The sequence below is a fragment of the Sulfurivermis fontis genome, assembly GCF_004001245.1.
Taxonomy (GTDB): domain Bacteria; phylum Pseudomonadota; class Gammaproteobacteria; order Thiohalomonadales; family Thiohalomonadaceae; genus Sulfurivermis; species Sulfurivermis fontis.
This window is the reverse complement of sequence record NZ_AP018724.1, coordinates 2,173,622-2,186,491: the sequence shown is the minus strand read 5'-3', so window position 1 is coordinate 2,186,491 and position 12,870 is coordinate 2,173,622. Positions and strand designations below refer to the sequence as shown.

The following is a 12,870-nucleotide window of genomic DNA, read 5'->3' as shown; positions in this document are numbered from 1 at the left end:
CAGGAAACGCAATCATGGCAGTAGGTTTCGCAGGGTTGGCTCAGCTGTTACCTGTACCTGGATTTCGTATCGGCATAGCCTCGGCTGGCATCAAGAAGCCGGGGCGGCGTGATGTGGTGGTGATGGAGCTTGCTGCTGGGGCGACCTGTGCCGGCATGTTCACCCGCAACGCATTTTGTGCCGCACCTGTGATCGTTGCGAAGGAACATTTGTCCGTTACTGCCCCACGCTATTTTCTGATCAATACCGGCAACGCCAATGCCGGTACTGGCAAGCAGGGGCTGGCAGATGCCCGTCAAAGCTGTATATCGCTGGGACAGTTGGCTGGATGCAAGGAGCACGAGGTGTTGCCGTTTTCCACAGGTGTGATTGGTGAGCCGTTACCCTTGGCCAAGATCACGGCTGTATTGCCCCAGGCCCTGACTGGGCTGGGGGAAGATAACTGGGCTGATGCTGCGTATGGCATCATGACGACGGATACGGTGCCTAAGGGCTGTTCCCGTCGGGTAGTCCTATCCGGCGGTGAAGTCATCATCACAGGTATTGCCAAGGGGGCAGGTATGATTCGTCCCGATATGGCGACGATGCTTGCCTATATTGCAACCGATGCCAAGGTTGAGCAGGCGTTATTGCAGCAGGCGCTGGATGGTGCTGTAGGTCGTTCCTTCAACCGCATCACTGTAGATGGTGACACCTCGACCAATGATGCCTGCATGCTGGTAGCAACCGGTTATTCGGGCGTCTCTGTGGCAGCCGATTCAACGGACTTTGTGCGCTTTAGTGCGGCAGTGACTGAGGTATGTGAATTCCTGGCTCAGGCCATCGTGCGCGATGGTGAAGGTGCTACCAAGCTGATTACCATTGATGTAATCAATGGGCGTGATGAGCGGGAGTGTGAACAGGTTGCATTTACCATTGCTCATTCTCCCCTGGTAAAAACAGCATTTTTCGCCTCGGATCCCAACTGGGGACGTATTCTGGCCGCGGTTGGTCGCGCCGGAGTGCCACAATTGGATTTGGATGCCATTACCATTCATCTGGGGGATGTGTGCATTGTCCGTGATGGTGGGCGCGCGGCAGACTATACGGAAGAGCGTGGTGCTGCTGTCATGGCGCAGGCCGAGATCAATATTCGTGTCGATCTTGTGCGCGGCAGCGCGCAAGCGCGGGTGTGGACCTGCGATTTTTCCTATGATTACATCCGCATCAACGCCGAGTACCGCTCCTGACTCCCGTTATCCATGTCGCTGCTGCAGCCATCATTGACGCGGCCGGCCGTGTCCTCATAGCCCGTCGTCCGCTGCACACGCATCAAGGGGGGCTGTGGGAATTTCCAGGAGGAAAACTCGAACACGGCGAGGATGTGTTGACGGCGCTTGCTCGGGAATTGCATGAGGAACTCGGTATCGATGTGCTGCGGGCACGGCCGCTGATCAGTATTCCCTACAGCTATCCCGATCGTCGAATATTGCTTGATGTCTGGCGCGTGGATGCCTTTGCAGGCGATGCCCGCGGACAAGCGGGGCAGGATATCCGTTGGGTTGGCCTCGACCAACTTGCCGAATTCAGTTTCCCGCCACCGAACCGGCCGATTATTACTGCGCTGCAATTGCCGGATCGCTATCTGATCACCCCGGAGCCCGGACAGATAAAGGACTGGCCCATCTTTCTCGCGCACCTGGAACAGGCGTTACAGCGGGGTACTTCGCTGGTGCAGTTGCGCGCCAGGCAGCTTGATCAGGCAGGACTACAGCTCCTGGCGCCACAGGTGTTGGCTCTGTGTCGAAGATATCGCGCGCGCCTGTTGCTTAACGCGGCTCCCAGTCTGGCTGCAGAGTTGGATATGGACGGTGTGCATCTCAACAGTGAGTGTGCCAAGGATTGTGTGCAGCGGCCCGTTGCCGGGAAGAGATGGCTGGTGGGCGTATCGTGTCACACGGCAGAAGAACTGGCCCATGCCTGCAAGATGGACGCGGATTTTGCGCTGTTATCGCCCGTGCAACCTACCGCCAGCCATCCCGGTGTTCCTGCTCTTGGATGGGATGTCTTTGCGCGCCTGGTCGCAGCAACTACTATTCCGGTCTATGCCCTGGGGGGGATGCGTGTGGTGGATATCCCAACGGCCTGGCAGCATGGGGGGCAGGGGATCGCGGCGATCAACGGACTCTGGTGAGTAGCGGCGGTTCAGTGCGTGATGTCACTATCTTGTTCGGTGCGGCCCGGAGGCAGCCCGGCGGGTTCACCCGGTATGGCATGACTGCCGTCGGCCCAGGCTCCCAGATCGATCAAACGGCAGCGTTCGCTGCAGAATGGCCGCCAGCGTTCCGTCGCCGACCAGCGCACCGGCTTGCCGCAGGTTGGGCATTTGACTGTGACCTGACTCATAGTGCACAGCAGGTGAGGCGAAAGGCGATGTCTTCGGTAGCCTGCTGGGGACGGGCATTGGCCACCGGCCGCAGGAAGCGCACGGCGAAACGGTGTTTACCGCCGCTGACCTCCGCGTAGTACGGCAGCTCCGCGGCGATGCCGATACGTACCAGTTGAAATGGGATCGCCGGGTCGAGAGCATGTTGATAGACACCGGATTCGGCTACCGCCGTAGTGGGCTCGGCACTGTTACGAATCAGCTTCAGAATCAACTCGACCGATTGCCGCACAGTGTCCAGCGTTGCGAGCCAGCGTTCCATATCTGCTTGGCGTTGCTCGTGTGGTAAATGTAGCCATTGATGGTAGAGCGGCAGGTCAAAATCACAGGTGCCACCAGGAATACTGCTGCGCTGACGGATGGCATTGAGAAACTCGTTGTCGCGCAGTTCCTGGCCGAGCTGTCCCTCCATGCCGTGCAACACCCCACGTAGTTTGTTGAGCCAGTGCAGGATATTTTTCAGCTGGGTGTGATCGACGCCGCTTTTCTCGGTCAGGCGTCCAAGATTGACGGCATTGCGTTCCAGTTCCTTGATGAGTTCAGTTTTGAGATCGCCGCGGCTAAACACCGTCAGAATGTCCATTACATTGCTGAGGACCGCACGTGAGTCCCATACCGTGTTGCCGGACATGAAATGTTTTATCTGGCGAAACAGAAACTCCAGGCGCAACAGGGTGCGTACTCGCTCGTTGAGAGGATGTTCGTATATGATGTATTTCTGCACGGTGGTTTGTCAGCTTGGCGTCGTATCCGCTTACGACAGCGTGGCGAGCTGGAGATATTTTTTGTGCAGCGCCTCCACTTGGGCAGCCAACTCCAGCCGATCCGCATCATTGATCACCACATCATCGGCGGCTGCCAAGCGTTGCTCCCGGGAAATCTGCGCTGCAATTATAGCATGGACCTCCGCGGCGGGACGGTCATCGCGCTGCAGGGTCCGGGCGAACTGGAGTTCAGGCGGTGCATCCACCACCAGGATACGGTCCACCAGGGACTGCCAGCCTTTTTCGAGCAGCAGGGGTACCACAAGGATGCAGTATGGTCCGGTTAGCTGCGTCATCTGCTGTAACACCCGCTCTTGGATGAGGGGATGAAGCAAGCCTTCCAACTGTTCGCGCCTAGAGGCATCTGCAAAGATGAGCTGGCGCAAGCGGGGACGGTCCAGGGAGTTATCACTTGCCAGCACCTCAGTGCCGAACAATTCAGCTATGCGCTCGACCACTGTCGTGCCGGGGGCGGTCAGTTCATGGGCAATACGATCCGTATCGATGATTGGTACACCGAGTCCGGCAAACAATTCACTTACCGTGCTTTTGCCGCTGCCGATTCCGCCGGTGAGGCCGATGCGCAACATGCCTTAGGCCGGAAGGGCGGTTTTCAGGTACCAAGCGTTCAACTGTTCACCCCAGAGCAGGGCAATCCAGCCGGCGATGGCCAGAAAGGGACCGAAGGGAAGGGGGATGTGGCGGTTGCGGCCGCGGAAGACGATCAGGGTGAGACCGAGTACGGCGCCGACGGCGGAGGATAGCAGGATGATCAGTGGCAGGCTTTGCCAGCCGAGCCAGGCACCGAACAAGGCGAACAGCTTGAAGTCGCCATAACCCATGCCCTCCTTGCCGGTGAGCAGACGGAACAGATGGTAGATGGACCAGAGCGACAGATAACCGGCGGCGGCACCAATGATACTGGCCTGACTGTCGGTATAGATGCCAAACAGGCTGAGCAGCAAACCCAGCCAGAGCATGGGCAGGGTGATGCTGTCGGGCAACAGCTGCTTGTCGAAATCGATGAAGCCGAGGGCGATGAGCGACCAGGTCAGCAGGACGGCGAATAGCCCCTGCATGTTCAGGCCAAAATGCAGGGCCGTTACCACCGTCAGCGCAGCGGTCAGCAGCTCGACCAGCGGATAACGGAGAGAGAGGCGTGCCCCACAGGCCCGGCAGCGGCCCCGCAGCAACAGATAACTGAGCACAGGAATGTTGTCGCGTGCCGTGACCATCTGCCCGCAATGCGGACAACGTGAGCGGGGCATCACCAGATCGAAACGCTCCTGAGGCGCAGGCGCCTCGCCGGCCAGCTCGGCGCAGTCACGCCGCCAGTTCCGCTCCATGATGATGGGTAGCCGGTAGATGACCACATTCAGAAAGCTGCCCATTACCAGGCCGAATATTGCGGCGACCAGGGTGATGAACAGCGGATCGGCCAGCATGAGTGCCGTCGGATCGCTCATGTTGTTGGGCCGTTTAGACGACCTGACCCATCTTGAAGATGGGCAGATACATCGCAATTACCAGGCCGCCAATGACCGCGCCCAGGAAGGCCATGATCAGCGGTTCCAGCAGGCTGCTCAGGCCATCCACGGCATTGTCGACCTCCTCCTCATAAAAGTCGGCCACCTTGGCCAGCATGGTGTCGATGGAACCAGCCTCCTCACCGATCGCCACCATCTGGCACACCATATTGGGAAACACGCCGGACTGGGTCATGGCGGCCTGCAGGGATTGGCCAGTGGAAACCTCATCACGCATTTTGGTGACGGCGGTACTGTACACCACATTGCCTACGGCACCAGCGACAGAGTCCATGGCCTCGACGAGCGGCACACCGGCCGCAAACATCGTAGACAGGGTGCGCGCGAAACGGGCAATGGAGGCCTTGGTCAGGATGGCGCCAATGACGGGAAACGTGAGTGACAGCCGCTGTAGTGCTTCAGAAAATACCTTGGAACGTTTTTTCAACTGGCTGAAGCCGTAAATGAAGGCGCCCAATCCGCCGAAGATAGCCCACCAATACGACACGAAATAATCAGACATCGCCATGACCATCAGGGTCAGGGCGGGGAGTTCCGCGCCAAAACTGGTAAACATTTCCTTGAACTGCGGGATGACGAAAATCAGCAGGATGGCGGTAATGATAAACGCCGCGATGATGACCGCGGTGGGATAAAACATCGCCTTCTTGATCTTGCCTTTGATGGCCTCGGTCTTTTCCTTGTACGTAGCGATTTTGTCCAGCAGCGAGTCGAGGATACCGGCCTGTTCACCGGCATGAACCAGGTTGCAGGTGAGGGAATCGAAGTAAGCTGGGTGTTTGCGCAATGCTTCGGCCAGGGCGATACCGCCTTCGACATCTGCCTTGATGGCCAGGACAAGGTCGCGCATGGATGCCTTTTCATGGCCGCGGCCGATAATATCGAAGGCCTGTACCAGAGGTACACCGGAGGACAGCATGGTGGCCAGCTGGCGGGTGAAGATGGCGATGTCCTTCGGGGTGATCGCCTTGCCGCGGCCGCCGAACAGGGGTTTTGGCTTGGCCTTCACCTTGAGGGGATTGATGCCTTGCCGCCGCAGCTCGGCCTTGGCCTGGGCAGCGTTGCTGGACTGGATCTCGCCCTTGGCGCGGGCGCCGCGCTTGTCCGTCCCTTCCCACAGGAATGTGGCTTGTGCTGGAGCTTTTTCCGCCATGATTAGTCCTTGGTTACACGGTTGAGTTCTTCCAGTCCGATGACGCCGGCGCGCAGTTTCTTGATGGCCGATTCACGCAGATCGGCGATGCCCTCGCGCTTGGCCTGGTCGGCAAGGTCCATCGCCGTGCCGCCTTTCATGATGATGCGGCCCATTTCTTCCGATACTGGCATGACCTGATAGATACCGACGCGTCCCTTGTAGCCGCCATTGCACTGATCACAGCCGACCGGTTTGTAGATGGTGAGGCCGGCGAGCTGCGCCTCGGTGAAGCCCTCGGCAATCAGCGCTTCCTTGGGTACATCCTCCGGTTTCTTGCAGTGGTTGCACAGACGTCGAGCCAGGCGCTGCGCGATGATGAGGTTGACCGCGGCAGCAATGTTGTAGGGAGCCACACCGATGTTCATCAGTCGCGCCAGCGTCTGCGGGGCGTCATTGGTGTGCAGGGTGGACAGTACCAGGTGACCGGTCTGGGCGGCCTTGATGGCGATTTCCGCCGTTTCCAGGTCACGAATTTCACCCACCATGATGACGTCGGGATCCTGACGCAGGAAGGCCTTCAGGGCGGCGGCGAAGGTGAGTCCGACCTTGGGATTGACATTGACCTGATTGATGCCGGGTAGATTGATTTCCGCCGGGTCTTCCGCGGTGGAGATATTGCGATCCGGTGTATTGAGGATGTTGAGGCCGGTATACAGCGATACGGTTTTACCGGAACCGGTCGGGCCGGTAACCAGGATCATGCCGTAGGGCTTGGCCAGGGCGCTCAAATAGAGCTCTTTCTGTTCCGGCTCGTAACCCAGCACGTCGATGCCCAGCTTGGCGCTGGAGGGATCGAGGATACGCAACACGATCTTTTCGCCCCACAGGGTGGGACAGGTGCTGACACGGAAGTCGATGGCGCGGTTCTTCGACAGTGTCATCTTGATACGGCCGTCCTGGGGCACGCGGCGCTCGGAGATGTCCAGGCGCGACATGACCTTGATACGGGCGGCTATCTTGGCGCTCAACGCGGTCGGCGGGTTGGCCACCTCGCGCAGGATGCCATCCTGGCGGAAGCGGACACGGTACATCTTTTCGTATGGCTCGAAGTGGATATCCGAGGCGCCCTTGTTGACGGCATCGAGCAATACCTTGTTGATGAAGCGTACCACCGGCGTGTCATCGGCATCGGAGGCGGTAACCTCGGGGCCGCCGCCCTCCTCGTCCTCAGCGCTGATCTCCAGGTCATCGAGGTCGGTGTCGGCAATATCCGACAGTGCGCTTTCCTTGCTTTCCAGCGCTTTCTCGATGACCTTGGTGAGCTTGTCCTCCTCGACGAGGATGGCTTCGGTATTGGCGCCGACGTGAAATTTGAATTCGTCGAGTGCAGCGATGTTGGTCGGATCGGACAGGGCAACGAACAGGCGGCTGCCGCGCTTGAAGATGGGCAGGGCGTGGTGATTGCGAATCAGCTTTTCATCGACCTGCTTGATGAGTTCCGGATCGAGGTCGAATACGGTGATGTCGAGCAGGGGGACGCCGAATTCATGGGCCGTCGCCATGGCGATGGCACGGGCTTCGACCAGCTTTTGCTCCACCAGATAGCTGACCAACGGAGTGCGCTTTTTGTTGGCCTGTTCGGTGGCCTTCTCCGCATCGGCCTCGCTCAGGAGTCCGTCCCGAATTAAGCGGCGAGCCAGTCCGCTCAGTTGTACACGCAATCCTGATGTCGCCATAGGTCGTTCGAATCCTTTGGATTTTGCAAACTATAACAGGCCGCCCGGGCAGAAAAACGGAATCACCGCAGAAACCGGAAGGCAAGGGACATTATTTACCAGATGCCGGCGCTATGCCAGCGGTAGGCTGGAATTGCGATGTGCATGAGAAAACAACGGCTTATCAGATATGACGGGTTAGCTGCAACCGGCTGGCATATAACCGGGTTTCCAGCCAGTGGCGGCGGAGGCATCAATAGTACAGACCCAGTTGCCCAGGCTGTCGCGGTTCAGGGTAATCACCGCACCGGCCACGGCGGTGGTGGCGTTACCGCCCAGGGTGAGCGAGAGGGAGCCGGCGCCATCACCCGCCATGAAGTCGATGGCCAAGGGGCCGGTACTGAGATTGGAGGCGACATAGCCGATGTCGGCGGCGGTAAAAGCGATGTCGCCGCGCGACAGGCTTTCTTCCGCCGGGGTGCGTAGCTGGGACAGCTCATGATATACCCGATTGACCTGACTGCGGGCGGTATAGTCCTGATATTGGGGAATGGCGATGGCCGCCAGGATGCCGATGATGGCCACCACGATCATCAACTCGATCAGGGTAAAACCGCGGTTGCGCGTCATGAAACCCCTCTCCCTTCCATTCGGCTTGCGTAGCCGATGCATTTACCGCGCCACAAAAAGAAAAGGCGCGAAATCCGCGCCTTTTCTCCTGGCAGCCGTGCCGCCGTCAGGCGGCATTGCTCCTTAAGATCAGGAACAACCGGCGGGCATGTAGCTGGCCTTCCAGCTACCGGCGCCGCTCTCGTCCACATCACAGGTCCAGGTGCCATCAACGGCGCGGTTCAGGGTGATGGTCGTACCGGCGACGGCCGCGGCGGCATTGCCGCCCAGCGTGACGGCCAGGGAGCCCGCGCCGGTGGCCGCGAAGTTGATGGTCAGTGCACCGGTAGTGATGTTGGAGGCGACATAGCCAAGGTCAGCGGCAGCGAAGCCGGCGTTGCCGCGCATCAGGTTCTCTTCCACCGCAGTGCGCAGGGCAGAAACCTCACCGTAGGCGCGGTTGACCTGGGTACGGGCAATGTAGTCCTGGTACTGCGGAATGGCGATGGCGGCCAGGATGCCGATGATGGCAACCACGATCATCAGTTCGATAAGGGTAAAGCCGGCTTGCTTCTTCATGATGCTCTCCTTTTGTGGAACAACGTCCCGGATGGGATGGGGTGAATAACTCCGCTGTTATTTAAGCATTCGGCGTGCCAGGGTCACAAGCCGGGAAAGTGTGACCGGATGCGCAAGTTGGCCGGGGTTTTTCCTTGTTTGGCGTCACCGCCCCGGTGTCTGGCGGTCACTATTTGTCAGAATGTGACAAAAATTGTCACATTGCGGCCGGGGATAAGAGGGGGGGCACTCAACAAGCGTCTCTGCCGCCGGCTTTGGCGGCATTCGGCACCGTCAATCCCGCCCCAGCTTCTGCAGGCGGTAGCTCAGGACGCGTGTAAGTGGGGGCTCGCATGGTAGCACGTGGCCGCTGTGGGGCGTTTGGAGCCCCGGCGGGTAGGGTTAGAAGGTCCGCACGGCGAATCCCATTGCTGCCGCCGCATTGGCCATCACGGTATCGGCAGTGGCGATGGCGCCGATGCCGTAGTGTTTTGCCACGGCGAGGTGCAGGGCATCCAGGGTGCGTAGTGGTTGCTCCGGATAGAGTGCGAGCAAATTGGCCGCTTCGTCGAAACGTTCGTTTGCCACGGTGTAGAGCTGGAGGTGGCCGGAGGAAATGTCATCCTGAAAGGCGGCATAGAGAACGGGTTCCAGGCCGACATCCAAATCACCCATGCGCCTGCGACGTGCGAGCAGGGAGCGTATCTCGGTACGGGTCAGCGTGCTGATGATGGCGCTGTCCAGTGTCTGGATGTAGGCACTGAACGTATCCGAACCCTCCTCGTTCAGGTACCACTTTGCCAGCGCACTGGTATCGATGTAGACGACCCCGTCAGCGTTCATCGCGTTCGCTGCGTATCAAGTCTGCGGAGGAGGCGGCAAGACGCGGGGTGCGGTTGCGCAGGTCGGCGTGGCTCGGGCGGAGTTTGCGTGACTTGATGGGCAGAATACGGGCGATGGCCTGGCCGTGGCGTGTCACTATTAGTTCGCCGGACTCATCGGCCAACCGATCCAGATTCCCTAACGCGGCACGCATTTCCCTTATGCTCAGTTCATGCATGGTATTTTCCTCTATGTGCTACGGTTTTTATATTTATAGCACAAGTGAGGAGGGATAGTTATCACGTGGAGGAACGGAGTCAATCCAGCCCCAGCTTCTGCAGGCGGTAGCGCAGGACACGGAAGGAGATGCCGAGCAGTTTGGCGGCGGCGGTCTTGTTGTAGCGGGTTTGTTCCAAGGCCTTGAGGATGGCCTCTTTTTCAATGGCATCCAGCAGCGGGTCGAGGGGTTGGGGCGAGATGCCGGGGGGGGTGCCAGGCACTGCCCCCGGGGGACGGGCGTCAGGCAGGCGCAGATCCGGGATGCGGATGGTGTCGCCTTCGCAGAGGGTCATGGCCCGTTCCAGGATGTTTTCCAGCTCGCGCACGTTGCCGGGGAAGGGGTAGCGCTGGAGGGCTTGCAGGGCGTCCGGCTCCAGGCTGGGCAGGGGGCAGTTCCAGGTGGCGGCGAGGCGCTGCAGCATGCGTTCCACCAGTTGGGGGATGTCCTCGGGCCGTTCGCGCAGGGCCGGCAGGCGCAGCTCGATGACATTGATGCGGTAGTAGAGGTCTTCGCGGAAACGTCCTTCGCGCACCAGGGCGCCGAGGTCCTTGTGGGTGGCCGAGAGGATGCGCACGTCGATGTGGGTTTCCTGCTGGGCACCCACCGGGCGCACGGACTTTTCCTGGATGGCGCGCAGCAGCTTGACCTGCATGTGCAGTGGCAGGTCGGCGACCTCGTCGAGGAACAGGGTGCCGCCATGGGCGGCCTGGAACAGGCCTTCCTTGTCGCTGACGGCGCCGGTGAAGCTGCCCTTTTTGTGGCCGAACAGCTCGCTTTCCATCAGCTCGGTGGGGATGGCGCCGCAGTTGACCGGGACGAAGGGGGCCTCGGCGCGCGGTCCCTGGGCGTGGATCAGGCGTGCCGCGAGTTCCTTGCCGGTGCCCGACTCGCCGCTGATATAGACCGGGGCCTGGCTGCGCGCCAGCTTGGCGATGGTGGCGCGTACCGCCTGCATCGGCGGTGAGTCGCCCAGCAACTCCAGTCGGGCCGAGCCGTTGTCCTGCGGGGTGGCCTGGGCGGAGACGCGCAGGGCGGTGTGCACCAGTTCGCGCAGCACCTGCAGCTCCACCGGCTTGGTGACGAAGTCGAAGGCGCCGGCCTTGAGCGCCTCGATGGCCGTGGGCATGCTGCCGTGGGCGGTGATCACGGCCACCGGCAGGGCGGGATGGTGGCGCTGGATGTGGCGTACCAGGTCGATGCCGTCGCCGTCGGGCAGGCGCATGTCGGTGAGGCAGAACTGGAACGGGCGCTGGCCGAGCAGGCGTTTCGCCTCCGCCAGGGTGGCGGCGGTGCAGGCCTCCACGCCCATGCGGGCGAGGGTCAGGTCGAGCAGCTCACGGATGTCCGGTTCGTCGTCGACGACGAGGGCGCTGGGTTTGGTGTCGGCGGTCATCGGGCAAATACTAGCCGGAAGCGGGCGCCGCCGTCAGGGGGCGGCAGGCAGAGCAGGCGGGCGCGGTTGCTCTCGGCCAGTTCCCGCGCCAGATACAGGCCGAGGCCGGTACCCTTGCCCTCGGTGGTGAAGAAGGGTTCGAACAGGTGTTCGGCCACCTCCGGCGGGATGCCGGGGCCGTGGTCGCGCACATCGAGCCAGGCGTCGCCGCCGCTGCGGCCGGCGTGCAGTTCCACCTTCGGCGCCGGGGCGGCGGCGGCGTGGCGCAGGCCGTTGAGGCACAGGTTCCATACCACCTGATGCAGTTGCACGGGGTCGAACTGCACGGCGAGGTTCTCATCCGCGACGGTGAGGCTAATGTCCCCCGGCTGGCAGGTGGCGTGGCGCTGGAACTCCTCCACGAAGCGTTGCAGCCACGGCACCAGTTCGATCCGCTCCGGACGGGCGCGCGCGCGCCGGCCCAGGTGCAGCACGCTTTCGATGATGGCGTTGATGCGCTTGGACTGCTCCAGGATGATGCGCAGCAGGCGCTTGTCGGCGGGTTCCAGTGCCGGCGACTCCTCCAGCAGTTCGCCGGCGTGGCTGATGGCCCCCAGCGGATTGCGGATCTCATGGGCGATGCTGGCGGTGAGCCGGCCCAGGGCGGCCAGCTTGAGCTGCTGGACCTGCTGGCTGGCGTCGCTGGCGTCCTCCAGGAAAACCAGGCTGTCCGCACCGCTGCCGATGGGCATGAAATGGGGTAGCACTTTCTGGCCGCCGGGCGGGATTTCCAGCAGGTCCGCCTTCTGCCGCTCGCCCCGGCGCCAGGATTGCAGTTGCTTGTGCAGCGCCGGCACGACCCGTTCCAGCGATTCGCCGACCACGGGCTGGGAGCCGAGTCCCAGCAACTGGCGGGCGGTGGTGTTGATGAGGCGGATCTGATCGGCGGCGTCGGTGACCAGCACGCCGGTCTGCATGTGCTGGATGACGTAGTCGGTGAGCTGGGCCATGTTGGCCAGATCCACGCCGCGCTGGCGCGCCAGTTTCTCGCTGGCGCGGATGCGTCGTGCCAGGGTGTGGGCCAGGGCGGCGGTGGCGAACAGGGTGGCGCCCAGCATGCCGGCCTGGGGATAGTTGATGGCCTCGCGTGCGATGTGGGCCGGCGCATTGAGCAGTAGAAAGCTCTGTTCCACCAGGATGGCGAGGGAGGCGAGGGCGGCGAACAGGATGGCGGTGCGCCCCACGCTGAGCATGCCCGCGGCGGCGACGCTCACCACCAGCAGCATGCCCAGGCCGCTGCTGAGACCGCCGCTGGCGTGCATCAGCAGGGTGATGCAGACGATGTCGGTAAAGGTGTGCAGGTCGACCAGGTGGTTGAACGGCAGCATGCGGGTGCGTACCGCCACACCGGCCAGGAAGGCGGCGGCGAGATAGATGTAGATGACGCCAACGTATAAGGAGGGGGCCAGACTGCCGAAGGGGGGCGGGGTCTGGCCCAACAGGTGCAGGACCAGCAGGAGTCCGGTCAGCAGCAGGCGGTAGATGGCGAAGTAGCCCAGCGGCGTCCAGTGTTCGCTGTCGTGCAGCCGCGGCGGTTCGTGGTCGCCGCTGGCTGGCGGGGTGATGGGTGACTGCGCCATCGG

General features: G+C 61.3%; 14 protein-coding genes. 2 read left to right on the top strand and 12 right to left on the bottom strand.

The features are described from left to right. Nucleotides 1-14 precede the first annotated feature (14 nt). Entirely contained in the window at nt 15-1,229 is a 1,215-nt protein-coding gene (argJ, locus tag EP379_RS11080) for a bifunctional glutamate N-acetyltransferase/amino-acid acetyltransferase ArgJ (protein ID WP_127477867.1), read from the top strand. Further along, complete coding sequence (locus EP379_RS11075) at nt 1,226-2,173, top strand: Nudix family hydrolase (protein WP_127477866.1); 948 nt, start codon at nt 1,226-1,228, stop codon at nt 2,171-2,173. The genes argJ and EP379_RS11075 overlap by 4 nt, the downstream gene beginning before the upstream one ends. 11 nt (nt 2,174-2,184) lie before the next feature. Here EP379_RS11075 and yacG read toward each other — a convergent pair whose 3' ends face one another. The 12 genes from yacG to EP379_RS11015 all read right to left on the bottom strand — a co-directional run bounded on the left by yacG (nt 2,185) and on the right by EP379_RS11015 (nt 12,867). Continuing rightward, nucleotides 2,185-2,385: a DNA gyrase inhibitor YacG gene (gene yacG, locus EP379_RS11070; RefSeq protein ID WP_127477865.1), complete on the bottom strand. Its 201-nt coding sequence runs from the start codon at nt 2,383-2,385 to the stop codon at nt 2,185-2,187. Then, the gene (gene zapD, locus EP379_RS11065) at nt 2,382-3,149 is read right to left on the bottom strand and encodes a cell division protein ZapD (protein ID WP_127477864.1); all 768 of its coding nucleotides are present in this window, start codon (nt 3,147-3,149) and stop codon (nt 2,382-2,384) included. Before zapD ends, yacG begins: the two co-directional genes overlap by 4 nt. Nucleotides 3,150-3,179: 30 nt before the next feature. Continuing rightward, a complete protein-coding gene (gene coaE, locus EP379_RS11060) occupies nt 3,180-3,779 on the bottom strand; it encodes a dephospho-CoA kinase (protein ID WP_127477863.1) in 600 nt (199 codons plus the stop codon). A gap of 3 nt (nt 3,780-3,782) precedes the next feature. Further along, entirely contained in the window at nt 3,783-4,655 is an 873-nt protein-coding gene (locus EP379_RS11055) for a prepilin peptidase (RefSeq protein ID WP_197722776.1), read from the bottom strand. Between the two features lie 13 nt (nt 4,656-4,668). Further along, complete coding sequence (locus tag EP379_RS11050) at nt 4,669-5,889, bottom strand: type II secretion system F family protein (RefSeq protein WP_127477862.1); 1,221 nt, start codon at nt 5,887-5,889, stop codon at nt 4,669-4,671. Between the two features lie 2 nt (nt 5,890-5,891). Then, nucleotides 5,892-7,607 (bottom strand): type IV-A pilus assembly ATPase PilB, encoded by a 1,716-nt coding sequence (gene pilB, locus EP379_RS11045; RefSeq protein WP_172600452.1) that lies wholly within the window; start codon nt 7,605-7,607, stop codon nt 5,892-5,894. Nucleotides 7,608-7,784: 177 nt separating this feature from the next. Beyond that, nucleotides 7,785-8,216, bottom strand: coding sequence for a pilin (locus EP379_RS11040; RefSeq protein ID WP_127477861.1), 432 nt, complete (start codon nt 8,214-8,216; stop codon nt 7,785-7,787). A 129-nt stretch (nt 8,217-8,345) separates the two neighbouring features. Then, on the bottom strand, nt 8,346-8,774 hold the full coding sequence (locus tag EP379_RS11035) for a pilin (protein WP_127477860.1): 429 nt from the start codon (nt 8,772-8,774) through the stop codon (nt 8,346-8,348). 381 nt (nt 8,775-9,155) lie between these two features. Then, nucleotides 9,156-9,596 carry a type II toxin-antitoxin system VapC family toxin gene (locus EP379_RS11030; RefSeq protein WP_127477859.1) on the bottom strand — a complete coding sequence of 147 codons (441 nt, stop codon included), beginning with the start codon at nt 9,594-9,596 and terminating at the stop codon, nt 9,156-9,158. Beyond that, a complete protein-coding gene (locus tag EP379_RS11025) occupies nt 9,586-9,813 on the bottom strand; it encodes a type II toxin-antitoxin system Phd/YefM family antitoxin (protein ID WP_127477858.1) in 228 nt (75 codons plus the stop codon). The genes EP379_RS11030 and EP379_RS11025 overlap by 11 nt, the downstream gene beginning before the upstream one ends. 79 nt (nt 9,814-9,892) lie before the next feature. Then, nucleotides 9,893-11,248 carry a sigma-54-dependent transcriptional regulator gene (locus EP379_RS11020; RefSeq protein ID WP_127477857.1) on the bottom strand — a complete coding sequence of 452 codons (1,356 nt, stop codon included), beginning with the start codon at nt 11,246-11,248 and terminating at the stop codon, nt 9,893-9,895. Then, nucleotides 11,245-12,867 (bottom strand): sensor histidine kinase, encoded by a 1,623-nt coding sequence (locus EP379_RS11015; RefSeq protein WP_127477856.1) that lies wholly within the window; start codon nt 12,865-12,867, stop codon nt 11,245-11,247. Before EP379_RS11015 ends, EP379_RS11020 begins: the two co-directional genes overlap by 4 nt. Between the last annotated feature and the right edge of the window lie 3 nt (nt 12,868-12,870).

Coding starts and splice junctions, on each gene's coding strand:
- EP379_RS11015 (WP_127477856.1), bottom strand. CDS start 12,867: ATGGCGCAGTCACCCATCACCCCGCCAGCCAGCGGCGACCACGAACCG.
- EP379_RS11055 (WP_197722776.1), bottom strand. CDS start 4,655: ATGAGCGATCCGACGGCACTCATGCTGGCCGATCCGCTGTTCATCACC.
- EP379_RS11030 (WP_127477859.1), bottom strand. CDS start 9,596: ATGAACGCTGACGGGGTCGTCTACATCGATACCAGTGCGCTGGCAAAG.
- EP379_RS11035 (WP_127477860.1), bottom strand. CDS start 8,774: ATGAAGAAGCAAGCCGGCTTTACCCTTATCGAACTGATGATCGTGGTT.
- EP379_RS11020 (WP_127477857.1), bottom strand. CDS start 11,248: ATGACCGCCGACACCAAACCCAGCGCCCTCGTCGTCGACGACGAACCG.
- coaE (WP_127477863.1), bottom strand. CDS start 3,779: ATGTTGCGCATCGGCCTCACCGGCGGAATCGGCAGCGGCAAAAGCACG.
- yacG (WP_127477865.1), bottom strand. CDS start 2,385: ATGAGTCAGGTCACAGTCAAATGCCCAACCTGCGGCAAGCCGGTGCGC.
- EP379_RS11025 (WP_127477858.1), bottom strand. CDS start 9,813: ATGCATGAACTGAGCATAAGGGAAATGCGTGCCGCGTTAGGGAATCTG.
- pilB (WP_172600452.1), bottom strand. CDS start 7,607: ATGGCGACATCAGGATTGCGTGTACAACTGAGCGGACTGGCTCGCCGC.
- EP379_RS11050 (WP_127477862.1), bottom strand. CDS start 5,889: ATGGCGGAAAAAGCTCCAGCACAAGCCACATTCCTGTGGGAAGGGACG.
- argJ (WP_127477867.1), top strand. CDS start 15: ATGGCAGTAGGTTTCGCAGGGTTGGCTCAGCTGTTACCTGTACCTGGA.
- EP379_RS11040 (WP_127477861.1), bottom strand. CDS start 8,216: ATGACGCGCAACCGCGGTTTTACCCTGATCGAGTTGATGATCGTGGTG.